The sequence below is a fragment of the Streptomyces sp. NPDC001970 genome (assembly GCF_053594115.1).
The window spans coordinates 38,149-59,894 of the sequence record NZ_JBSFDW010000026.1; the positions used below are offsets into that span (position 1 = coordinate 38,149).

Annotated in this window: 18 protein-coding genes and 3 pseudogenes; 12 read left to right on the forward strand and 9 right to left on the reverse strand. The window is 71.0% G+C overall.

Going from position 1 to position 21,746, the window contains the following annotated elements; genetic code table 11:
• Nucleotides 1-25 precede the first annotated feature (25 nt).
• The 6 genes and pseudogenes from tal to ACWCP0_RS27485 form a co-directional block, all read left to right on the forward strand.
• Nucleotides 26-1,180 (forward strand): transaldolase, encoded by a 1,155-nt coding sequence (gene tal, locus ACWCP0_RS27460; protein WP_451081454.1) that lies wholly within the window; start codon nt 26-28, stop codon nt 1,178-1,180.
• On the forward strand, nt 1,177-2,715 hold the full coding sequence (gene zwf, locus ACWCP0_RS27465) for a glucose-6-phosphate dehydrogenase (protein ID WP_451081455.1): 1,539 nt from the start codon (nt 1,177-1,179) through the stop codon (nt 2,713-2,715). Before tal ends, zwf begins: the two co-directional genes overlap by 4 nt.
• The gene (gene opcA / locus ACWCP0_RS27470; RefSeq protein ID WP_451081456.1) at nt 2,712-3,653 is read left to right on the forward strand and encodes a glucose-6-phosphate dehydrogenase assembly protein OpcA; all 942 of its coding nucleotides are present in this window, start codon (nt 2,712-2,714) and stop codon (nt 3,651-3,653) included. The genes zwf and opcA overlap by 4 nt, the downstream gene beginning before the upstream one ends.
• Nucleotides 3,646-5,303, forward strand: a pseudogene (gene pgi / locus ACWCP0_RS27475) (glucose-6-phosphate isomerase). The gene opcA and the pseudogene pgi overlap by 8 nt, the downstream one beginning before the upstream one ends.
• A gap of 15 nt (nt 5,304-5,318) precedes the next feature.
• Entirely contained in the window at nt 5,319-6,197 is an 879-nt protein-coding gene (gene gnd / locus ACWCP0_RS27480) for a phosphogluconate dehydrogenase (NAD(+)-dependent, decarboxylating) (protein WP_451081540.1), read from the forward strand.
• A 17-nt stretch (nt 6,198-6,214) separates the two neighbouring features.
• A pseudogene (locus tag ACWCP0_RS27485) lies at nt 6,215-6,385 on the forward strand (histidine phosphatase family protein); the annotation flags it as partial.
• Between the two features lie 43 nt (nt 6,386-6,428).
• On the opposite strand, the gene ACWCP0_RS27490 reads toward ACWCP0_RS27485, so the two are convergent.
• The 5 genes and pseudogenes from ACWCP0_RS27490 to ACWCP0_RS27510 form a co-directional block, all read right to left on the reverse strand.
• Nucleotides 6,429-6,590, reverse strand: a complete 162-nt coding sequence (locus ACWCP0_RS27490) for a hypothetical protein (protein WP_451081457.1) — start codon at nt 6,588-6,590, stop codon at nt 6,429-6,431.
• 321 nt (nt 6,591-6,911) lie between these two features.
• Entirely contained in the window at nt 6,912-7,967 is a 1,056-nt protein-coding gene (locus tag ACWCP0_RS27495) for an NAD(P)-dependent alcohol dehydrogenase (protein WP_451081458.1), read from the reverse strand.
• Nucleotides 7,968-8,039: 72 nt separating this feature from the next.
• Entirely contained in the window at nt 8,040-8,741 is a 702-nt protein-coding gene (locus ACWCP0_RS27500; protein WP_451081459.1) for a CE1759 family FMN reductase, read from the reverse strand.
• Between the two features lie 3 nt (nt 8,742-8,744).
• Complete coding sequence (locus ACWCP0_RS27505; protein ID WP_451081460.1) at nt 8,745-9,932, reverse strand: CE1758 family FMN-dependent luciferase-like monooxygenase; 1,188 nt, start codon at nt 9,930-9,932, stop codon at nt 8,745-8,747.
• A gap of 469 nt (nt 9,933-10,401) precedes the next feature.
• Nucleotides 10,402-10,964 (reverse strand): annotated as a pseudogene (locus ACWCP0_RS27510) (NADPH-dependent FMN reductase).
• Nucleotides 10,965-11,069: 105 nt separating this feature from the next.
• Between ACWCP0_RS27510 and ACWCP0_RS27515 the strand changes: the two are divergent.
• Complete coding sequence (locus tag ACWCP0_RS27515; RefSeq protein ID WP_451081461.1) at nt 11,070-11,573, forward strand: MarR family winged helix-turn-helix transcriptional regulator; 504 nt, start codon at nt 11,070-11,072, stop codon at nt 11,571-11,573.
• A gap of 677 nt (nt 11,574-12,250) precedes the next feature.
• On the opposite strand, the gene ACWCP0_RS27520 is transcribed toward ACWCP0_RS27515, so the two are convergent.
• On the reverse strand, nt 12,251-13,075 hold the full coding sequence (locus tag ACWCP0_RS27520; RefSeq protein WP_451081462.1) for an MOSC domain-containing protein: 825 nt from the start codon (nt 13,073-13,075) through the stop codon (nt 12,251-12,253).
• Nucleotides 13,076-13,186: 111 nt separating this feature from the next.
• Complete coding sequence (locus ACWCP0_RS27525; protein WP_451081463.1) at nt 13,187-13,639, reverse strand: DUF6643 family protein; 453 nt, start codon at nt 13,637-13,639, stop codon at nt 13,187-13,189.
• Between the two features lie 239 nt (nt 13,640-13,878).
• Between ACWCP0_RS27525 and ACWCP0_RS27530 the strand changes: the two genes are divergently transcribed.
• A complete protein-coding gene (locus ACWCP0_RS27530) occupies nt 13,879-15,246 on the forward strand; it encodes a TerD family protein (protein ID WP_451081464.1) in 1,368 nt (455 codons plus the stop codon).
• Nucleotides 15,247-15,259: 13 nt separating this feature from the next.
• Here ACWCP0_RS27530 and ACWCP0_RS27535 read toward each other — a convergent pair whose 3' ends face one another.
• Nucleotides 15,260-16,444, reverse strand: coding sequence for a glycosyltransferase (locus ACWCP0_RS27535; protein WP_451081465.1), 1,185 nt, complete (start codon nt 16,442-16,444; stop codon nt 15,260-15,262).
• 58 nt (nt 16,445-16,502) lie between these two features.
• Between ACWCP0_RS27535 and ACWCP0_RS27540 the strand changes: the two genes are divergently transcribed.
• A complete protein-coding gene (locus tag ACWCP0_RS27540) occupies nt 16,503-17,306 on the forward strand; it encodes a glutamate racemase (protein WP_451081466.1) in 804 nt (267 codons plus the stop codon).
• A gap of 144 nt (nt 17,307-17,450) precedes the next feature.
• Nucleotides 17,451-18,011, forward strand: a complete 561-nt coding sequence (locus tag ACWCP0_RS27545; RefSeq protein WP_451081467.1) for a hypothetical protein — start codon at nt 17,451-17,453, stop codon at nt 18,009-18,011.
• 36 nt (nt 18,012-18,047) lie between these two features.
• On the opposite strand, the gene ACWCP0_RS27550 is transcribed toward ACWCP0_RS27545, so the two are convergent.
• Nucleotides 18,048-19,229 (reverse strand): O-antigen ligase family protein, encoded by a 1,182-nt coding sequence (locus ACWCP0_RS27550; RefSeq protein ID WP_451081468.1) that lies wholly within the window; start codon nt 19,227-19,229, stop codon nt 18,048-18,050.
• 233 nt (nt 19,230-19,462) lie between these two features.
• Here ACWCP0_RS27550 and lnt point away from each other — a divergent pair, with 233 nt between their 5' ends.
• Both lnt and ACWCP0_RS27560 read left to right on the forward strand, forming a co-directional pair.
• The gene (gene lnt / locus ACWCP0_RS27555) at nt 19,463-21,067 is read left to right on the forward strand and encodes an apolipoprotein N-acyltransferase (protein ID WP_451081469.1); all 1,605 of its coding nucleotides are present in this window, start codon (nt 19,463-19,465) and stop codon (nt 21,065-21,067) included.
• A gap of 141 nt (nt 21,068-21,208) precedes the next feature.
• On the forward strand, nt 21,209-21,691 hold the full coding sequence (locus ACWCP0_RS27560; protein WP_351224980.1) for an NUDIX hydrolase: 483 nt from the start codon (nt 21,209-21,211) through the stop codon (nt 21,689-21,691).
• The last annotated feature ends 55 nt before the right edge of the window (nt 21,692-21,746 follow it).

Below are 21,746 nucleotides of genomic sequence, written 5' to 3' on the forward strand. Positions count from 1 at the left end.
TCGTACTCAGTACTCCCGAAAGAAGATGAACTCAGTGATCAAGGCCGTCCCCTCCTCGTCGCTCCTCAAGTCCCTTTCCGACGAAGGCGTTTCCCTCTGGCTGGACGACCTGTCCCGCAAGCGCATCGAGTCCGGCAACCTGGCCGAGCTCATAGAGAAGAGCCATGTCGTCGGCGTCACGACGAACCCCTCGATCTTCCAGGCCGCCATCGGCTCCGGCGTGGGCTACGAGGACCAGCTCGCCGACCTGGCCGTCCGCGGTGTCACCGTCGGCGAGGCCGTCCGCATGATGACCACGGCCGACGTCCGCGCCGCCGCCGACGTCCTGCGTCCGGTGTACGACACGACGCAGGGCCGCGACGGCCGCGTCTCGATCGAGGTCGATCCGCGCCTGGCGCACCACACCGAGGCCACGATCGCCGAGGCCAAGCAGCTGGCCTGGCTCGTCGACCGCCCGAACCTCATGATCAAGATCCCGGCGACCGAGGCGGGCCTCCCGGCCATCACCGAGGTCATCGGCCTGGGCGTCTCGGTGAACGTCACGCTGATCTTCTCGCTCGAGCGCTACCGCGCCGTCATGGACGCGTTCCTCAGGGGACTTGAGCTCGCCCACGAGCGCGGCATCGACCTCTCGACCATCCACTCCGTCGCCTCCTTCTTCGTCTCTCGCGTCGACTCCGAGATCGACAAGCGCCTCGGCACGATCGGTACTGACGAAGCCAAGGCCCTCAAGGGCAAGGCCGCACTCGCCAACGCCCGCCTGGCCTACGAGGCGTACGAGCAGGTCTTCGCCTCGGAGCGCGCCACGAAGCTGGAGGCGGCCGGCGCCAACAAGCAGCGCCCGCTGTGGGCCTCGACCGGCGTGAAGGACCCTGCGTACAAGGACACCCTGTACGTCGACGAGCTGGTCGCTCCGGGCACCGTGAACACCATGCCGGAGGCCACCCTGAAAGCCACCGCCGACCACGGCGAGATCACCGGTGACACGGTGACCGGCCGCTACGAGCAGGCCCGCGCCGACCTGAAGGCCGTCGACGCGCTCGGCATTTCCTACGACGAGGTCGTCCAGCAACTGGAGGACGAGGGCGTCGCCAAGTTCGAGGTGGCGTGGAACGACCTGCTCGCCACCGTCACGACCCGCCTGCAGAGCCTCCGGCGCGAGGGAGTTGACGCGAAGTGACCACCTCAGTCACAGGCTGGTCGAATCCGCTGAGGGATCCCCGCGACCGTCGCCTGCCGCGCATCGCGGGCCCCTCCGGGCTCGTCATCTTCGGCGTCACCGGCGACCTGTCCCGCAAGAAGCTGATGCCGGCCGTCTACGACCTCGCCAACCGCGGGCTGCTCCCGCCGGGCTTCTCGCTCCTCGGGTTCGCCCGCCGCGAGTGGGAGGACCAGGACTTCGCCCAGGTCGTCCATGACTCCGTGCGCGAGCACGCCCGCACCCCCTTCCGCGAGGAGGTTTGGCAGCAGCTCGCCGAGGGCATGCGCTTCATCCCGGGCGACTTCGACGACGACGCCGCGTTCAAGCAACTGCGCAACGCCGTCGATGAGTTGGACGCGACGCGGGGCACCAGCGGCAACTACGCCTTCTACCTCTCCGTGCCGCCGAAGTTCTTCCCGAAGGTCGTCCAGCAGCTCAAGAAGCACGGCCTCGCCGACGCCCCCGAGGGCTCCTGGCGCCGCGCGGTCATCGAGAAGCCCTTCGGCCACGACATCGCCTCCGCCAAGGAGCTCAACGCGATCGTCCACGACGTCTTCGCGCCCGAGCAGGTCTTCCGCATCGACCACTACCTCGGCAAGGAGACCGTCCAGAACATCCTGGCGCTCCGCTTCGCCAACCAGATGTACGAGCCCATCTGGAACCGGTCGTACGTGGACCACGTGCAGATCACCATGGCCGAGGACATCGGCATCGGCGGCCGCGCCGGCTACTACGACGGCATCGGCGCCGCCCGCGACGTCATCCAGAACCACCTGCTCCAGCTCATGGCCCTCACCGCGATGGAGGAGCCGGCCGCGTTCGACGCCGAGTCGCTGGTGAGGGAGAAGCTCAAGGTCCTGAGGTCCGTGCGCCTTCCGGCCGATCCGGGGCAGTCCACGGTGCGCGCGCAGTACGCCGAGGGCTGGCAGGGAGGCGAGAAGGTCAAGGGCTACCTCCAGGAAGACGGCATCGATCCCGCGTCGAAGACCGACACCTACGCGGCCATCAAGCTGGAGATCGACAACCGCCGCTGGGCGGGCGTCCCCTTCTACCTCCGTACAGGCAAGCGCCTCGGCCGCCGCGTCACCGAGATCGCGGTCGTCTTCCAGCGTGCCCCGCACTCCCCCTTCGACCAGACCGCGACGGAGGAGCTGGGCCAGAACGCCCTGGTCATCCGCGTCCAGCCGGACGAGGGCGTGACGATGCGCTTCGGTTCCAAGGTGCCGGGTACCTCGATGGAGATCCGCGACGTGTCCATGGACTTCGCGTACGGAGAATCGTTCACGGAGTCCAGCCCGGAAGCGTACGAGCGGCTCATCCTCGACGTCCTGCTGGGCGACGCCAACCTCTTCCCCCGCACGGAAGAGGTCGAGGAGTCCTGGCGCATCCTGGACCCCATCGAGGAGCATTGGGACGCCCACGGCAGGCCCGCTCAGTACGCCTCGGGCAGTTGGGGCCCGAAGGAAGCGGACGAGATGCTCGCACGAGACGGACGGAGCTGGCGCAGGCCATGAAGATCGACCTGACCGACACCACGGCAAGCAAGATCAACAAGGCGCTCGTCGAGGGGCGCCGCGCCATCGGGACCCCGGCCGTGGGCATGGTCCTCACGATGGTGATCGTCACCGACGAGGAGAACGCGTACGACTCGATCAAGGCTGCCGAGGAGGCGTCCCGCGAGCACCCGTCGCGCACCCTTGTCGTCATCCACCGCACCGCCCGCTCTCCGCGCGACCGGCAGGGCAACCGCCTCGACGCGGAGGTCCGGGTCGGCGCCGACGCCGGCACCGGCGAGACCGTGATCCTGCGCCTGTACGGCGAGGTGGGCCTGCACGCCGACTCCGTCGTCCTGCCGCTGCTCCTGCCCGACGCCCCTGTCGTCGTGTGGTGGCCGGTCGACGCCCCTCAGGAGCCCGCCAGGGACCCGCTCGGCGCGCTCGCCGCCCGACGCATCACCGACGCGTACGCCGTCGAGGACCCGCTCGCGGCCCTCGCCTCCCGCGCCGCGTCCTACGCCCCCGGCGACACCGACCTCGCCTGGACCCGGCTCACGCCGTGGCGCTCCATGCTGGCCGCAGCCCTCGACCAGGCACGCGCCGACATCGTCTCCGCGGCCGTCGAGTCCGAGGCCGACAACCCCAGCGCCGAACTGCTCGCGCGCTGGCTCGGCGCCCGCCTCGGCGTCCCGGTCGAGCGCGTGACGACCGAGGGGCCCGTCGTCACCGCGGTCCGTCTCGGTACGGCGAACGGAGAGATCCGCATCGACCGTCCCGAGGGCCCCCTCGCCACCCTCTCCCTTCCGGGTCAGCCTGAGCGCACCCTCGCCCTGAAGGTCCGCTCGACCGCCGAGCTGATCGCCGAAGAGCTCCGCCGCCTCGACGCCGACGAGATGTACGCCGTCGCGCTGCACGGGGGCGCCCCCGGCACCAAGGAGTCTGTTCAACATGACTGACAACGCGCCCTCGTTGAAGCACCGCCCGCAGTGGACCGCCTTGCTGGACCACCGCGCCAGTCTCAACGGCACGCACCTGCGCGACCTTTTCGCCACCGACCCGGGCCGCGCCGGGCGCTACACCGTCCAGGTCGGTGACCTGCACATCGACTACTCGAAGCACCTGATCACGGACGAGACCCTCGCCCTCCTCCAGGATCTCGCGGCCGCCACCGATGTGTTCGGGCAGCGCGACGCCATGTACCGCGGCGAGAAGATCAACACCACCGAGGACCGAGCCGTGCTCCACACGGCCCTGCGCGCTCCGGCCGACGCCGTGATCGAGGTGGACGGGGAGAACGTCGTACCGAGGGTGCACGCCGTCCTCGACAAGATGGCCGTCTTCGTGGAGAAGGTCCGTTCCGGCGAGTGGACCGGCCACACCGGCAAGCGCGTCAAGAACATCGTCAATGTCGGCATCGGCGGTTCGGACCTCGGTCCCGCCATGGCGTACGAGGCCCTCCGCCCGTACACCGCACGGGACTTGACGTTCCGCTTCGTCTCGAACGTCGACGGCGCCGACCTGCACGAGGCCGTCCGCGACCTCGACCCGGCCGAGACGCTGTTCATCATCGCGTCGAAGACGTTCACCACGATCGAGACGATCACGAACGCCACGGCGGCGCGCGCCTGGCTGCTCAAGGCCCTCAAGGACGACGACGCCGTCGCCGAGCACTTCGTCGCCCTGTCGACCAACGCCGAGAAGGTCTCCGACTTCGGCATCGACACGGCCAACATGTTCGAGTTCTGGGACTGGGTCGGCGGACGCTACTCGTACGAATCCGCCATCGGCCTCTCGCTGAGATCGCCATCGGCCCGGACGCGTTCCGCGAGATGCTCGACGGCTTCCGCCTCGTCGACGAGCACTTCCGCACCGCGCCGGCGGCGGCCAACGCTCCGCTGCTCCTCGGCCTGCTGGGCATCTGGTACGGCAACTTCCACGGCGCCCAGTCGCACGCGGTCCTCCCGTACAGCCACTACCTCTCCACGTTCACCGCGTACCTCCAGCAGCTCGACATGGAGTCCAACGGCAAGTCCGTGGACCGCGGGGGCCGCGGCGTGGAGTGGCAGACCGGCCCGGTGGTGTGGGGCACCCCCGGCACCAACGGCCAGCACGCCTACTATCAGCTCATCCACCAGGGCACGAAGCTGATCCCGGCGGACCTCATCGGCTTCGCGAAGCCGGTCGAGGAGCTCGGTGAACTGGCCGGTCAGCACGACCTGTTGATGGCCAACCTGTTCGCACAGGGTCAGGCGCTCGCCTTCGGCAGGACCGCCGACGAGGTGCGGGCCGAGGGCGTCGCGGAGGAGCAGGTCGCCCACCGTACGTTCAAGGGCAACCACCCCACGACGACCATCCTCGCGAAGGAACTGACCCCGTCGGTCCTCGGTCAGCTCATCGCCCTCTACGAGCAGAAGGTCTTCGTCCAGGGCGCGATCTGGAACATCGACTCCTTCGACCAGTGGGGCGTCGAACTCGGCAAGGTGCTCGCCAAGCGCGTCGAGCCCGCCCTCACGGAGGGTGCCGAGGTCCCCGGCCTCGACGCCTCCACCCAGTCCCTGGTCGCCACCTACCGTGTCCTGCGCGGCCGAAGCACCGAAGGCAAGTGAACTGACATGGCATCGATGCAGCTGGGCCTCATAGGACTCGGCAGGATGGGCGGCAACATGCGCGAGCGCATCCGCCGCGCCGGCCACACCGTCATCGGCTACGACCGCAACCCGGACGTCTCCGACGTCGCCTCGCTCACCGAACTCGTCGACAAGCTCGAAGGCCCCCGCGTGGTCTGGGTGATGGTCCCGGCGGGCGCTCCCACCCAGTCGACCGTCGACGAACTGAAGGACCTGCTCTCCGAGGGCGACATCGTCGTCGACGGCGGCAACTCCCGCTGGACCGACGACGAGAAGCACGCCGCCGAGCTCGCCGAGCGCGGCATCGGCTTCGTCGACGCCGGCGTCTCCGGCGGCGTGTGGGGCCTGCAGAACGGCTACGCCCTCATGGTCGGCGGCGACGACGACCACGTCGCGCGCGTCAAGCCCATCTTCGACGCGCTCAAGCCCGAAGGCGACTACGGCTACGTCCATGCGGGCAAGGTCGGCGCGGGCCACTTCTCCAAGATGGTCCACAACGGCATCGAGTACGCCATGATGCAGGCGTACGCCGAAGGCTGGGAGCTGCTCGAGGCCGCCGACTCGGTGACCGACGTGCGCGAGGTCTTCCGCTCCTGGCAGGAGGGCACGGTCATCCGCTCCTGGCTCCTCGACCTGGCCGTCAACGCCCTGCACGACGACGAGCACCTGGACAAGCTGCGCGGCTACGCCGCCGACTCCGGTGAGGGCCGCTGGACCGTCGAGGCGGCCATCGACCACGCGGTGCCGCTGCCCGCGATCACGGCCTCCCTCTTCGCGCGCTTCGCGTCCCGCCAGGAGGACTCGCCGCAGATGAAGATGATCGCCGCGCTGCGCAACCAGTTCGGCGGCCACGCCGTCGAGTCCGCCGAGTAACCCTCACTCGGCAAAGGGTGCGTGTCGCCGCGGGCGACCTCCTGCTGGTCCGCCACGGCGAGACCGAGTGGCGCCTGTCCGGACAGCACACCAGCTGGACGGACAGGCGTCTCACCCGGCATGGCGAGCAACAGGCCAAGTCCCGTGTCCCGTTCTTCGCCGGCCGGCCCTTCGCTCTCGTCCTCACCGAAGCGGGCGAGTGCGGTTGCTGACGTCGGCGGCGTAAGCGGCTCAGTCACCGGCGGCGGCTCGCTGCCACTTGACGACGACGGTGATGTGGATCCCCAGGGTGCGGGCGAGGACTGCGGCGGGCAGTTCGGTGGCAAGCGGGAACAGAGCGGTCGAGCGGGTCTCCGCGAGCCGGATGCCGAGCCTGCGGAGCCTTTCGCCCATGGTCCAGGCGCTGACAGGTCGGCCGGGCCGGCCGCCGGGGAAGAGCCAGGGCGAGTCGGTCTGGGCGAGGACCGCGTGGCTGCGACGAGCGGGGACTTGCTTCAGGGCCGGCTCGGCGACGGGCCCGGGCAGGGCGACCGCGACATCACCGGGGCGGATGCGGACCGTCGCGGCCGCCTCTTCGATGTGACCGGTGGTCAGCAGGGCTATCGCCGCCGGTACTGGGCACAGAGGAGCAACAGCAGGCCGGCAGTACGGTGGTCTTGGCTGTCGGGTTCATGGGTTCTCCAGTGATGGGGAGCGTGCCGGCGGGCGGAACCGTCACCAGCCGGGCCGGTCACCGTCGAAGGTCACGACCGCGCGCCCTACGATCCGACCGTCCCGCAGGTCGCGGTAGGCCTGCTCCAGGTCCTGGAAGGCGTACGTGGTGACGTCGATGGTGAGCAGGCCACGCTGGGCGAGTCTGACCAGGTCCTGCAGTTCCCGCATCGAATAGCTGGCCGTGGCGACGACGTGCACACCCAAGGGCGGGTTCTGGAATCGGAATGGCAGGGTGCCACCACCCGTACCGACGAAGTTGATGCAGCCCGTGGGACGCACGACGTCGGTGGCGAGCCGCAACGTGGCATCGATCCCCACGAAGTCGATGATCGCGTCGACACCGTGACCGCCCGTGAGCTCCTTGATCGTCGCGGCTGCCGAGGCGTCGCTGGTGACGGTGTGATGGGCGCCTCGGCCACTGGCGTGGGAAAGCTTGTCCGCCAGGTCGACCGCGATGACGGTGGCCGAGGTGTTCAGGCGCAGCAGCTGCAGGGCGAACGAACCGAGGCCGCCGATGCCGATCACGACCACGAATCCGTTGGGGCGGATGTAGGGCAGGACGGCGTTGACGGCACCGTACGCGGTCCCGCCGGCGTCGGCGAGCGGTGCGGCCTGGATCGGATCGAGGTCGCCGATGGGCACGAGGTCGCGGCGCCTCGCGAGGAGGTAGGGGGCGAGGCCGCCGTCGTCACTCAGACCGTAGAAACCGGGCGGGTTTTCGCAGTAGTTGTCCTGGCCTGCCAGGCAGTACTCACATGTGCCACAGGTCATGCCCGAGTTCACTGCGACCGCCTCGCCCACGACCGCGTCCGTGACCCCGGGGCCGAGCGCGGCCACGTAGCCGACGTTCTCGTGCCCGAGCGTGTAGGGGCGGTCCTTGTGGGGTACGAACTGTGCGCCCTTGTCCATGATTTCCAGATCGGTATGGCACAGCCCGGCCGCCGTCATCTGGATCAGGACTTCGCCGGAGCTGGGCTTCGGCACGGGCACCCGCGACCATTGCGCGGAACTGTGGATCGACGGGATGCGGTAGGCCGGCATCGTCTCGTCAGGCATGTCGGCGACTCCTTGTCGAAATTCCCGGCTCTGTCACGTCGACTGGCCGGATGGGATGATCTTCTGGTTGGGTCACGTTGGGGTGCCGCCCGCGGCGAGTCGCATGAGCGGTGTTGTGAAGTCGACGTCGTCGACGCTCTGTTCGGCGCGCGTGGCGTTGCCACCGAAGCGGTGCTGGTAGCCGGACCAGGCGCGGTCGGCGATGGTGTCGCCGACGCCGCTGGCCATCAGGGCGGCGAGTTCTGTCGTCGCGCGGTCGATCCGCTCGCCGAGCGCTGTCGCGCTCCAGTCCTCGGGAGCGGCGAAGACCGAGGTCGGCACGGTGAGGGCGCGAAGGTAGGCGAACATGGGGCGGACTTGGTCCTCGACCACCAGCGCGTGGCGGGGGCTGCCCGCGGTAGCGGCGGGCAGCACGGGCTTGGCGACGATGAGGTCGCTGTCGAGGACGTCGAAGAAGGACTTGAACAGGCCGCTGACGCCGGCGGTGTAGACCGGGGTGCTGGTGATGAGCCCGTCGGCGGTGGCGAGTTCGTGGATCGCGGCCTGGAGGCGGTCACCGGGGTTGCCGGAGACGACCGCTCGCGCGATGTCGACGGCCAAAGGGCCGAGTTCGACGAGGCGGGTCGTGGCGGTACGCCCTTGCTCGCGCAGCGCTGCGACGGTCTTGTGTGCGATGCGGTCGGCGAGCAGCCGGGAGGAGGAGGGGTCGCTGAGGCCGGCGTTGACGACGACGAGCGTCAGCGGGCGGGCGGTCGGGGGTGCGGTGTCGGTCATGGCTCAGCCGATCCCGGGGAAGCGGGCAGCGATGGCGGGGTCGCTGTCCCGGTAGGGCGATGTGCCGGTGACGTTGTCGCCGCGGTTGGGGTTCGGGCGCGGCTGCCGGGGCTGTTCGTCGCCGTACTTGGCCTTGACCAGGCTCGCGTGGGTGGGGGTCTCGGGTACGCCGGGCGCGCGGAGCGCGGCCATCTCCTTGCGGAGCACGGGGACGACCTCGGTACCGAGGAGCTCGATCTGCTCGAGGGCGGCTTCGACGGGCAGGCCCATGCCGTCCACGTTCCACAGTTGGCGCTGGTAGTCGCCGAAGCGCTCCCGGAAGGCCATGGTCTTGTCGATGACCTCCTGCGGGCTGCCGACCGACAGCGGCGTGGTGGCCATGTAGTCCTCGAGCCGGTGGCCGGCGTACAGGGGGAAGCCTTCGAAGTAGGGGCGGAACGCCTTGACCGCATCCTGCGACCGCTTGGCGATGTGGACCTGTCCGCCGAGGCCGACGATGGCCTGCTCCGGGGTTCCGTGGCCGTAGTGGGCGTAGCGCTGCCGGTAGAAGGAGACGAGGCGTTCGAAGTGACCGTACGGCGCGAGGATGTTGTTGGCGAAGAAGCCGTTGCCGTAGTAGGCAGCCTGTTCGGCGATCTCGGGGGTGCGGATGGAGCCGTGCCAGACGAAGGGCGGGACGTCGTTCAGCGGGCGCGGGGTGGAGGTGAAGCCCTGGAGCGCGGTGCGGAAGGTGCCCTCCCAGTCCACGACGTCCTCCCGCCACAGCCGGTGCAGCAGGTTGTAGTTCTCCAGCGCGAGCTCGAGGCCCTTGCGGATGTCCTGTCCGAACCAGGCGTAGACCGGCACGGTGTTGCCGCGGCCGAGCACCAGGTCGACCCGGCCCTTGGCGAGGTGCTGCAGCATCGCGTACTCCTCGGCGATGCGCACCGGGTCGTTGGTCGTGATGAGGGTGACCGAGGTGCTGAGCGTGATGCGCTCGGTCATGGCCGCGATGTGTCCGAGGAGCGTCGTCGGTGAGGAGGGAATGAAGGGCGGATTGTGGTGCTCGCCGATGGCGAAGACGTCCAGGCCCACCTCCTCCGCGTGCTTGGCGGTGCGCACGACCCCGTCGATGCGCTCCGTCTCGCTGGGCGTGCGCCCGGTGACCGGATCACGGCTGACGTCGCCGACGCCGAAGATTCCGAATTCCATGATGATCCGCCTTTCTGGATGGTTCTGAACGGTGAGGGGATGGCGACGTGCCGAATGACTACGCGCGTTACGGCGCGGAGTCGCATCACACGGTGCCGCCGGGAGGTCCTTGGCCTGCAAGCCATGTGCGGCAGGGCGATTCAACGCTCTGGGCGGTGCACGTTGATCTCTTGACGCCCATGAGCAGGCCCCATGGGCCACCCGTCCGATCAGCAGAGAAAGCTGGGCATGGTGCGGGTGCGTGACTCCGGGCTGCGTGGCGGCCTGCAACGCCGCAACCGGCAGGAACCACGCCGTCGCCGAGAACGGGGTCCTCAGGGACGAGCCACCAAGTCTTGGTGCAGGCCCCATCCTTGAGGTCGACACCAGCGACGTTGCCCTGGACGGCCTGCGCGTGTCCGGCTCGTCGCCTTGATGCGTGTCGGGTGCGTGCCGGGCCGATCGGCGTGGACCGACCCGGCAGTTCCTGTCAGCCCCGCAGCGGAGCCAGGGCGCGGCTCCACGCGACGACCTCGTCGATGAGGGTGGACAGGCTCGCCGCCTGGTGTTCGCCGGGCGCGAAGTCGCTGAAGTTGACGAAGTCGGTGTAGAGCGACAGCGTCACGTTGGTGCGGACGTCGGCCATCTTCAGCTCACCGACGATCAGCCGCAGGTGCTCGGCGGCGCGGGCGCCGCCCACGGCGCCGTAGGAGACGAAGCCGACCGCCTTGTTGTTCCACTCGGCGAACAGGTAGTCGATGGCGTTCTTCAGCACGCCCGAGGTGGAATGGTTGTACTCCGGGGTGACGAAGATGAAGCCATCGAAGCTCGCGATCTTGTCGGGGCCCACTCCTTGGTGTGGGCGTTCCGGTACTGGCCCATGGACGGCGGCAGCGGCTCGTCGAGGTGGGGGAGCGGGTAGTCCGCGAGGTCCACCAGCTCGAAGGTGGCGTCGCCGCCGTGGGCGCGGGATTGGTCGACGACCCAGTGGGCCACCCTCTCGCCGTTGCGGCCGGGGCGGGTGCTGCCGAGGACGATGCCGATCCTGGTCATGTGCGCATTCCTGATCTGTGCGGTGCATGGGCAATGACTTGAAGCTTCAAGTGAATAATACCCGATCAACTTGAAGCTTCAACTCCCTCGAGTAGTGTGGTCCGCATGACGAAGAACACAGGAGGGCGGCCGGCGACGACGACGGAGCCGCGTTGGCTGCAGGGGGGCGAGCTGTCCGCATGGGTGTCGCTGGCGCGGGTCCTGACCCTGCTCCCCCCGGCGCTGGAGCGGCAGCTGGAGCGCGACGCCGACCTGAACTGGATGGAGTACCACGTGCTGGCGATGCTCTCCGAGCAGGACCGCCACACGATGCGGATGAGCATGCTGGCCGGCAACGCCAACTCGTCCCTCTCGCGGCTCTCCCACGTGGTCAGGCGGCTGGAGCAACAGGGCTTCGTCCGCCGCGTGCCCGATCCCGCCGACGGCCGGTACACCCTCGCCATCCTCACCCCCGAGGGCTACGAGAAGCTCGCCGCGTCCGCGCCGGCGCACGTCGAGAACGTCCGCCGGCTGGTCTTCGACGCACTGGAACCCGGCGAGCTGGAGACCCTCCGGTCCGCCTTCGAGCGGATTCACGCGGCCGTCGACGCCGCCGACCGCGGTCGCTGACGTGGAGAGGGGGCGCTGCGGTCATCGCGAAGCCGGAGCGCCCGGCCCCACCTGCCGAAAATGAGCCGGGTGTGCGTGATGTCGTTGCCGCGGCTTCGTCGGCGAAGCCGGCGGATCAGGTGCCAGGTCGCGTAGCGGTGCAGGATCTGCCGCCCTCGGGGGTGGCGTGGGAGGCGCCGAGGTCCTTCACGTGCCGTTCGAGGACGGACCATCTGTTCGTCCCGGGGCGGCAGTGCGCCGGCGGCCACGAGGACGCTGCGGAGGTGCTCGACGCCCTTGCTGTCAGGGAGTTCGTCCAGGGCCTTGTGGGTCAGGGGACGTCAGCCGGAGGCCAGGTCGGACACGACGGTGAAGGCGAGGCTTCGAGAGCCAGCTCATGGCCGTCGCCGTCCGCTGGCCGCTGGGTGCTGGCCAGGGCGTCGTGGAGGGCCTGAAGCTTCGGTCGGACGGCGCCCGTATCGTCGGTGAGGAGGCCGTCGATCCGCTGCTTGAGCGTGCAGCGACGACAGGGGCCGGGTGTGGTCAGCCGTTCCGCTTCACCACGGGTCGGGCAGGGTGCCAGAGTTCGGCGTCCGGCTTCGTGCAGGGGCCGGCCAAGCCATTCATCCGGACCAGGACAGCCGAGGAGGTCCTCGAATCTCTCGCCGCTTCGGCCGACGGATCTCCGGCGCGGAACGCTAGTCGAGGATCTGTACGGGATCCCCCACCCGCACGGTTCCGGTCTGCTCCGGGACCAGGTTCTGTCCGAAGACCAGCCGGTCCCCGAAGCGCCGGTGCCGGGCGAGGGTCCGCAGCGGCTCCTTGCCGCGCTCCGCCGTCCGCTGGTCGGTGGTGGTCACGACGCACCGCCCGCACGGCTTGGCCACGCGGAAGCGGACCTCGCCCACCTGGATGCGCTGCCAGCCGTCCTCGGCCCACGGCGGCGTGCCGTCCACGACGAGATTGGGCCGGAAGCGGTTCATGGGCAGCGGGCCTTCGTCGGGGTGGTCGCCCTGCGCGATGAGCGAGTTCAGCGCGTCGAGGGAGGCGACGGAGGTGGCGAGCAGCGGAAAGCCGTCGGCGAAGGAAACCGTCTCGCCCGGCAGCGCATAGTCCGGATCGACCGGGCGCCGGTGTGCCGGGTCGTCGAGATGCATCAGCCGGACCGGCGCGCCCAGAAACGCGCCGAACCACGCGGCGGAGGCGGCGCCCGCGGGCACCGCCTCGACCTTCTCCCCAAAAATCTCCACGACGGCCGTGCCCGCGGGCTCCGGCACCGTGACGCTCAGCGGCGCCAGGCCGGGCGCGGACAGCCGGATCCCGCCGTCCGTGAGCGGCTCGGCGGAGGCCAACGCCAGCCGGGCGTGCTGGCGTTGCGTGACGGCCCTGCTCGCCTGGTCGACGAGCATCCACCGGCGGTCACCCGCGAGGCCCCACGGCTCCACGACGGCCGCGTCGGGCGCGTATCCCGCGACCGACTTCACCGGGTGGACATGGACGGAACGGAGCACTGGATTCGCCATACAGTCATCCTGCCAGGAACCCCGTGCGTCCCGCCGGACGACGGCTGCCCGCCGCTCGGAACCGGGCGCCGGTGACCGTGGGCCGGCGCCCGTTCGTCACTGCCCGGTCGGTCAGTAGCCGCCGCCCTGGTACGGGCGGTTGTACGGGTCCTCGTAGGGCGCAGGGGCGGGCATCGGACGCGGCGCCGCGGCGGGGCGCATCGACTCGTACCCGCCGGCCGCCGGGCGGGGCATGGGCTGCGGCTGGGCGCCCGGGTAGCCGCGGGGGCCGGCCGGCTGCTGCGGGATGTACGGCGCGGGCGCCTGCTGCAGCGGCACAGGCTGCTGCATCGGCTGGGGGTAGCCGTACGAAGGTGCGGGCTGCGAGGGGGCCGCCGGGAGGGCGGGAAGGGCCGCCGGCAGCGCCGGCAGATAGCTGCCGACGGTGTCGTATGCGGCAGGCACTCGGATCGGGGCGATCTGAGGCGTGCCCCGCTCCGCGACCAGGGAGTCGTAGATCGGGGTGTCGGGGAACGACGGCGCGGCGTAGTAACCGCCGCCGTAGGCGGAGCGGGGGGAGGTCATGGCACATAAGTTAAGCCCACGATGTGCTGATTGGGGAGCCCGATAAGAGGGTTGTTTGACGTGTTCCGAGTGACCACGGATCCCCAATGCGAGCGAACTCGGGAAAAACGGTCGTCGCGCACCGTCTAGATCGTGTAAAGGGCAAGCTAGGAAGGGGTTACCCACGGGTCGCGGGGGGCGCTCGGACGGTGTCGCGGCTAGGTTGTCGGCACGGAATTGTCCGGGCACGAGGACCCGTGATGGGGGCGAGAATGTCCATGCTCAAGGGAGCGAATGTTCCAGTACCCGCGCCGAGCGTTCATGTCGAGTTGGGATGGCGTTCCGGAAACGGGGTTCCCGACGTCGACGCGTCCGCCCTGCTGCTCGACTCCGGGTCGGGAAAGGTCCGCTCCGACGCGGACTTCGTCTTCTACAACCAGCCCGAACACGCCTCGGGCGCGGTGCGCCACGACGGCAAGCGCACCGCCGGGGACGGGACGACCGACCGTCTCCTCGTCGACCTGGGCCGCGTCGAGCCGGCCATCGAGCGGATTGTCGTCGCCGCATCGGCGGACGGCGGCAGTTTCGGACAGGTGCCGGGGCTGTACGTACGCGTGCTCGACGCCGCCGGGGGCAAGGAGATCGCCCGCTACGAGAGCCAGGACGCGACGGTCGAGACGGCCTTCATCCTCGGTGAGCTGTACCGGCGCCAGGGCGCGTGGAAGTTCCGCGCGGTCGGACAGGGGTACGGGAGCGGGCTCGAGGGTCTCGCCACCGACTTCGGCATCACGGTCGACGAGCCCCAGCAGGCGGCGGCACCGCAGCGGACCGCGCCCCCGGCACCGGCACCGGCCGTACCTCCGGCACCGGCACCGGCGCCTGCACCCGCCTGGCCCCAGGCCCCGTCGACACCGGCGTACACGCCGGCGCCCGCAGTACCCGCCGTCGCGCCGGAGCGCCCGGCACCGCCCGCGCCCGCGCCCGCACCCGTGCGCCTCACCAAGGTCACCCTGACGAAGGAGTCGCCGACCGTCTCGCTCAGCAAGCAGGGCGGCACGTCCGGCACCATGCGGGTCAACCTCAACTGGGAAGTGCGCAAACAGTTCAAGGGCTGGGGCGCCAAGCTCGGCCGCGCCGTCGCCATGCACGCCGACCTCGACCTCGACCTGTGCGCCCTCTTCGAACTCACGGACGGCCGCAAGGGAGTCGTCCAGGCACTCGGCAACGCGTACGGCTCGCTCCACCAGCCCCCGTACATCCATCTCGACGGCGACGACCGCACCGGCGCCGTGGCCACCGGCGAGAACCTCACCATCAACCTCGACCACAAGGACGAGCTCCGCCGCGTCGTCATCTTCGTCGCCATCTACGAGGGCGCCCGCAGCTTCGCCGACCTGCACGCCACCGTCACCCTTCAGCCGCAGCACGGCGCCCCCATCGACTTCTCCCTGGACGAGTGCACCGTCCCTTCCACGGTCTGTGCCCTCGCCCTGATCACCAATCAGGGCGGGGACCTCGTCGTCCAGCGTGAGGCGCGCTATCTGGTGCCGGAACGCGGAGTCAGCCCCCAGCGCACCATCGATTACGCCTACGGATGGGGCATGAACTGGACACCTGGCAGGAAGTGACCTACGCCAGGCGTCAACGGTCCGGTGCGGCTTCGGGACGGGCGTACGTACGCCCCTTCCAGGCCGCACCGCGCCCCCGGTAGTGCTGCACCGCCGAGTCGACGGTCATCAGCAGATACAGCAGGGCCGTGAAGGGCAGCAGGGGAGCCAGCCACAGCGTCTGCCGGTAGTACCGCAGCATCGGCATGTACGTACCGGCCATCACCGCCCACGCCACGAACCCCGTCCAGCCCGCCACCGCGTCCCCGGGGGCGTCCGCACCGAACAGCCCGGCGCACACCGCGACGGGCGGCGCGAGGTAGACCACCGCGAGCCCGGCCACCGTCCCGGCCAGCAGCAGCGGATTGTGCCGCAGCTGGGCGTACGCGCTGCGCGACACCATCCGCCACAGATCCGCCGGACGGGGATAGGGGCGGATGCTGTCCACCCGCTCGGCGAGCCCCAGCCACACCCGGCCGCCTGCCCGGCGCACCGCCCGCGCCACCGCCACGTCGTCGATGACCGACTGCCGCACCGACTCGGGGATCGCCGCCCGCTCGGCCGTCTCCGTGCGCAGCAGCATGCATCCGCCCGCCGCGGCCGTCGCCCGGGCGCGCTTCCCGTTGATCCGGCGGAACGGATAGAGCTGCGCGAAGAAGTAGACGAAGGCCGGCACCACCAGCCGCTCCCAGGCCGTGGCGACCCGCAGCCGCGCCATCTGCGAGACGAGGTCGAGTCCGTTCGTGCCGGCCGCTGCGACCAGCTCGCACAGGCTGTCGGGCTCGTGCGCGATGTCGGCGTCGGTGAGGAGCAGATACTCGGGCCTGCGGGTCCGCGCGAGCGCGATGCCGTGCCGCAGCGCCCACAGTTTGCCGGTCCAGCCGGCTTCCGGTTCGCCCGGCGACGTCACGGTGAGCGGCAGCCCTCCGTACTGTTCGGACAGCTTGCGGGCGAGCTCGCCCGTGCCGTCCGTGCTGCCGTCGTCGACGAGGATCACCTCGGCGTCGCCCGGATAGGACTGCCGCAGCAGCGACGGCAGGCTCTCGGGCAGGACCCCGGCCTCGTCCCTGGCCGGTACGACGATCACGACGGACGGCCAGGACCGCGGCGCCGCACGCCGCGGCAACCGCTGGTCCGTACGCCAGAAGAAGCCCTGACCCAGCAGCAGCCACAGCCACGCGGCCAGCGATCCCGTGGCGATCCACGCAATGGTGCTCATTCGCCGCAGTGTGCCCCACACCGACAGGACCGCAAGGGCCGTCGGCTAGGGTGACCGGGTGAAGATCGCGCTCATCGACTCCGGAATCGGCCTGCTGCCGGCAGCCGCCGCCGTGCGCCGGCTGCGGCCGGACGCCGATCTGGTCCTCTCGACCGACCCTGACGGAATGCCCTGGGGCCCGCGTACGCCGGACGACGTGAGCGAGCACGCGCTCGCCGCCGCACGCGCCGCCGTCGTCCACCGTCCCGACGCGCTGATCGTCGCCTGCAACACCGCGACCGTGCACGCGCTGCCCGCGCTGCGGGCCGAACTGGAGCCGGGCCTGCCCGTCATCGGCACGGTCCCCGCCATCAAGCCGGCCGCCGCGGGCGGCGGCCGGGTCGCCATCTGGGCCACCCCCGCCACCACCGGCAGCGCCTACCAGCGCGGCCTCATCCGCGACTTCGCCGACGGCGTCGACGTCACCGAGGTGCCCTGCCCCGGGCTCGCGGACGCCGTCGAGCAGGCCGACGAGGACGCCATCGACCGTTCCGTCGCCGCGGCCGCCGCTCTCACTCCGATGGACGTACGCGCCGTCGTCCTCGGCTGCACCCATTACGAGCTCGTCGCCGAGCGCATCCGTACCGCCGTCTGCGCAGGCCGCCCGGACGGGCTGCCGCCGCTGGCCCTGCACGGCTCCGCAGGGGCCGTCGCCGCCCAGGCGCTGCGCCGCATCGACGCCCGGCCCGAGCCCGCCGCGACCTTGAGCACCCGGCTGACCGTGCTGCACAGCGGGCGCGAAGGGACGCTGCCGGAGGTGGCGCTGATGTACGCCGAGGGCCGGCTGCTCGGCGCGGCGAATCCGGTCACTCCCACGCACTGAGCGCACACCGGGCAGCCCGGCGGCGTGACCCGGGCAGCTCCCCATATCCGCCGGCGACGACGGGGACGCCCGGTGCTGCCGCAGCGGGGTTTTCCGGACGGAGGACCGGTGCCGGGCGAGCGGAACGTGAGTACGCTGCTACGCATGACGGACCAGCCTCGTACCGGGGGGCAGGCCGCTGAGCCACTGCCCGAAATCTGGACCGGTCGCGCCACGAACCGCATCCAATGGGTCCTTGCGGCCGCCGGAGCGGGCTGCATGGCGCTCGGCATCGAACTCGCCGTCGACTCACCGTGGACCTCGGGAATCATCGCCCTCCTGATGTCGGTGATCGGCTGCGTCGCGGCCGGACTGCTGATGCTGTTCGGCACCCTCGCCTTCGTCCATGTCGCGGTCACGGTGGACTGCGACGCCATGGAGGTGCGCTGCGGCCACATCGGCGTGCCCCGCCGGAGAATCCCGCTCGCGTCCGTGGTGGGCGCCGAGTTCGTCCCCAGGGTCTGCCCACGGCAATGGGGCGGCTGGGGTTATCGCTGGCGCCCGGAGATGGGCACCGCCGTCATCGTCCGCCGTGGCGAGGGCATCGCCCTCCGCCTCGGCGACGGCCGGACCTTCACGGTCACCGTCGACGACGCCGAGGCGGCGGTGCGGGTGATCCGCGACCGGCTGCGCCTGGCCTCGACGGGGACGGCGGCGGGGGCCTGAAGGGCCCGGGGGCCGCGACATAGGGCCGGTGCGTCCTCAGGCGCGGTGCCGGGTGTCCGGAGGGGTGCCCCTCGGTCCGGCGGCCCGCGCCGGGGGCAACGGGGCGACCGCCGGCAAGGGGCCCAGGGGGAACGTTTCCGCGGTGGGGTACGGGTCCGCGCTGGGGTACGACGGGTCACCGGCCTGGCGTGCCGTGGCCAGCCCGGCGAGAAGACCCGCGCCCGCCGTGACCGGGGTGAAGCTCAGGGGATTGCCGACGCTTGCCAGCGCGGCGAGCGCCGTCAGCGCGGCCCCCGCGCTCAGCACCACTGCCGTGGAGCGCGACGAGCGCCACAGGCCGTACAGCAGCCAGCAGTACAGCGCACCCAGCAGCCCAGCGCCCACGAACCCCTGCTCCGCCGCCTGCTGCAGCGGCGCGGAGTGCGGTTTGCCGTCGGAGTACAGCGACTGCTGCACCGTGGGACTCAGATCGCCGAACCGGTCGGGACCCGCACCGAGCACCGGATGCTGCTCCGTGAGGGCGGCCGCGTCGTGCCACAGCTGCATCCGGTGCTGGGTGAGCTGCCCCTGGAGCGAGACGGTCAGCCCGTCCGGCAGTGCGTCCTGCGCCACCGCCCACGAGCCGCCGGCGACGAGCGCCGTGGCCAGCGCGAACCCCGCAAGCCCCGGCAGCCGGTGGCGCACACGGGCCGCCGCGAGCGAACACAGCAGTACGCCGGTGGCGGCAGCGAACCCCGCGACCGAGCCGAGCACGAGCGAGGTGCAGACGACGGCGACGGCCAGCAGCCGGAGCACGAGCCGTACGGACACGGGCCCGGCCGCCGACGCGGCCAGGCACGCCGCTCCCGTCGCCAGGACCAGCAGTGCGGCGGCCGCGCCCGTATGTCCCGGCGGGGCCGGCGCCATGGTCGTCACGCCCGGCACCCCGTGCGGCGAGGCGATCGCCAGCCCGAGCCCGCCGAGCGCGGCGGCGGCCGCGGCGGTCACCGGCAGCAGCGTTCCGCAGATCCGCCCGCACGCGTATCCCGCGGCGACGGCCAGCACGGCGAGCAGCACCCCCTCGGGCCGCGCGTCCCGGCCGGCGGCGCTGATCAGCGCCCAGGCGGCGCAGCAGCCGAGCACGACGACGCCGACGGCGTCGGGGGCACTGCCCCGCTCCTGCCGCTCCCGCTCCTGCCGCTCCCGTACGGCCGGCGACCGGCCCGGCACTGTTGCCATCCCGTCGACCCCCCGACCTGTGACGGGCCCCGTCCGCGGTCTGCCGGACGGGCAGGCGGAGAGGGCTGGCGCACACGGTAACGGCAGGGGCGGTGGTTTGGGGATGGATTGCGCAGGAACTGTGCCCCTGGGGCATCGGTCCTCGGGGCATCGCCGGATCCGGCGCCCTGTCTGCGCTGCCCGAGCCGGGCGGGACTGCCGTGCGTCCGCCGCGCGCCCGTAGACTCCGGCACGTGAGCGCGACCATGACCTCCGTCGACACCCAGCAGCCCGTCCAAGCCCCCCGAGGCCGGACCCACCGGCTGCTGCGGTGGCTCGTACGGCCCGGTGCGGCCGCAGCGTCCGGCGTACTGCTCTTTCTGAGCTTCCCGCCCCGCCCCCTGTGGTGGCTGGCCCTGCCCGGCTTCGCGCTGCTCGGCTGGTGCCTCCGGGGCCGCCGCGCGCGTGCGGCGCTGGGCCTCGGATACGTCTCCGGGCTCGGCTTCCTGCTCCCGCTGCTCGTCTGGACCGGCGAGGAGGTAGGAGCGGTTCCGTGGCTCGCGCTCGCGGCCGTCGAGGCCCTCTTCATCGCCGTCACCTGTGTGGGCATCGCCCTCGTCTCCCGGCTGCCGTGGTGGCCGGTGTGGGGCGCGGCCGTCTGGATCCTCGGCGAGGCCGTCCGCGCGCGTGTGCCGTTCGGCGGCTTCCCCTGGGGCAAGATCGCCTTCGGCCAGGCGGACAGCGTCTTCCTGCCGCTCGCCGCGGTGGGCGGCACGCCGGTGCTCGGCTTCGGGGTCGCCCTGTGCGGCTTCGGGCTGTACGAGACCATGCGCCTGATCCGTGCGTACAGGAGAACCGGCGAACTGCCCCGCGGCCCTCTCGCGGCAGCGGCGCTCACCGTCCTCGTGCCCGTCACCGCCGCGCTCGCCGCGCTGCCGCTCGTCGACGACTCGGCCGAGGACGGCACGGCGACCGTCGCCGCGATCCAGGGCAATGTGCCGCGCCTCGGACTCGACTTCAACTCCCAGCGCCGCGCGGTCCTCGACAACCATGCGCGCCGCACCGAGCAGCTCGCCGACGACGTCGCCGCGGGCAAGGTGGCCAAGCCCGACTTCGTGCTGTGGCCGGAGAACTCCTCCGACCTGGACCCGTACCGCAACGCCGACGCGCGCCTCGTGATCGACGAGGCCGTGCGGAAGATCGGCGTGCCCACCGTGATCGGCGCGGTCGTCGCCCCGGAGACCGGCAAGCTCCGCAACACCCTGATCGAATGGGACCCGGCGCGCGGCCCCGTCGCCACGTACGACAAGCGGCACGTCCAGCCGTTCGGCGAGTACATCCCGATGCGGTCCTTCGTCCGGATCGTCAACTCGGACGTCGACCGGGTCCGCCGCGACTTCGGCCCCGGCCACAAGGTGGGCGTCTTCGACCTCGCCGGCACGAAGGTGGGCCTGGCGACCTGCTACGAGGCCGCCTTCGACTGGGCGGTCCGCGACACCGTGACGCACGGCGCCCAGCTCATCTCCGTACCGAGCAACAACGCCACCTTCGGGCGCAGCGAGATGACCTACCAGCAGCTGGCGATGTCCCGGGTACGCGCCGTCGAGCACGGCCGGGCCGTCGTCGTCCCCGTCACGAGCGGCGTCAGCGCGGTGATCCGCCCGGACGGGAAGATCGTCCAGCAGACCGAGATGTTCACCCCGGACGCCCTGGTCGCCGAGGTCCCGCTGCGCTCCACGCTGACCCCCGCGACCCGCATGGGCACCCTGCCCGAGGGCGTCCTGGTCGCGCTCGCGGCCGGGGCGCTGGGCTGGGTCGGCTACGTCACGGTCCGCGGACGCCGCCGACGGGAAGCCTGATCGGAACGTTGAGGCCGCCGCCGGTCGAGGAGGGTCGCGGACGGCCGAGGGCGTCCGACGAGGTGCCGGAGGCCCTGAGGGCCCTGGAGGCATGGAAGGGCCTTGGGGCGGCGCGCGGGATCACCACATAGGGTCGGCGGTATGGGTACTCCTGATTTCATCCGCCGGATCCGGGCCAGTGCGGGCTCGCAGCTGCTCTATCTGCCGGGTGTCAGCGCGGTCGTCTTCGACGACGAAGGACGGGTACTCCTGGGGAGACGGGCCGACACGGGCAAGTGGTCGATCATCGGGGGTATTCCGGAGCCGGGGGAGCAGCCCGCGGCGGCGGCGGTGCGTGAGGTGTACGAGGAGACCGCCGTGCGCTGTGTCGTCGAGCGGGTCGTGCTCGTCCAGGCGCTGTCGAAGCCGGTGACGTACCCGAACGGCGACCAGTGCCAGTTCATGGACGTCTCCTTGCGCTGCCGCGCCGTCGGTGGTGAGGCGCGGGTCAACGACGAGGAGTCGCTGGAGGTGGGCTGGTTCTCCGTGGACGCGCTGCCGGAGCTGCAGGAGTTCGCCCTCTTCCGGATCAAGCAAGCCATGAGCGACGATCCGACGTGGTTCGACTCCACCTTGCCTGAGTGAACTGTGGGCGCTGCCCACATCGGTCGGTGCCTGAGGGCTGCCTAGGGTGCGGAAC

What these genes read in the sequence shown, in the direction of transcription:
- ACWCP0_RS27530 (WP_451081464.1), top strand. Translation starts at nt 13,879, where the DNA reads ATGGGGGCGAGAATGTCCATGCTCAAGGGAGCGAATGTTCCAGTACCC.
- ACWCP0_RS27495 (WP_451081458.1), bottom strand. Translation starts at nt 7,967, where the DNA reads ATGCCTGACGAGACGATGCCGGCCTACCGCATCCCGTCGATCCACAGT.
- ACWCP0_RS27550 (WP_451081468.1), bottom strand. Translation starts at nt 19,229, where the DNA reads ATGGCAACAGTGCCGGGCCGGTCGCCGGCCGTACGGGAGCGGCAGGAG.
- ACWCP0_RS27505 (WP_451081460.1), bottom strand. Translation starts at nt 9,932, where the DNA reads ATGGAATTCGGAATCTTCGGCGTCGGCGACGTCAGCCGTGATCCGGTC.
- ACWCP0_RS27515 (WP_451081461.1), top strand. Translation starts at nt 11,070, where the DNA reads ATGACGAAGAACACAGGAGGGCGGCCGGCGACGACGACGGAGCCGCGT.
- ACWCP0_RS27535 (WP_451081465.1), bottom strand. Translation starts at nt 16,444, where the DNA reads ATGAGCACCATTGCGTGGATCGCCACGGGATCGCTGGCCGCGTGGCTG.
- gnd (WP_451081540.1), top strand. Translation starts at nt 5,319, where the DNA reads ATGCAGCTGGGCCTCATAGGACTCGGCAGGATGGGCGGCAACATGCGC.
- tal (WP_451081454.1), top strand. Translation starts at nt 26, where the DNA reads ATGAACTCAGTGATCAAGGCCGTCCCCTCCTCGTCGCTCCTCAAGTCC.
- ACWCP0_RS27545 (WP_451081467.1), top strand. Translation starts at nt 17,451, where the DNA reads ATGACGGACCAGCCTCGTACCGGGGGGCAGGCCGCTGAGCCACTGCCC.
- ACWCP0_RS27500 (WP_451081459.1), bottom strand. Translation starts at nt 8,741, where the DNA reads ATGACCGACACCGCACCCCCGACCGCCCGCCCGCTGACGCTCGTCGTC.
- ACWCP0_RS27560 (WP_351224980.1), top strand. Translation starts at nt 21,209, where the DNA reads ATGGGTACTCCTGATTTCATCCGCCGGATCCGGGCCAGTGCGGGCTCG.
- opcA (WP_451081456.1), top strand. Translation starts at nt 2,712, where the DNA reads ATGAAGATCGACCTGACCGACACCACGGCAAGCAAGATCAACAAGGCG.
- ACWCP0_RS27490 (WP_451081457.1), bottom strand. Translation starts at nt 6,590, where the DNA reads ATGGGCGAAAGGCTCCGCAGGCTCGGCATCCGGCTCGCGGAGACCCGC.
- ACWCP0_RS27525 (WP_451081463.1), bottom strand. Translation starts at nt 13,639, where the DNA reads ATGACCTCCCCCCGCTCCGCCTACGGCGGCGGTTACTACGCCGCGCCG.
- ACWCP0_RS27520 (WP_451081462.1), bottom strand. Translation starts at nt 13,075, where the DNA reads ATGGCGAATCCAGTGCTCCGTTCCGTCCATGTCCACCCGGTGAAGTCG.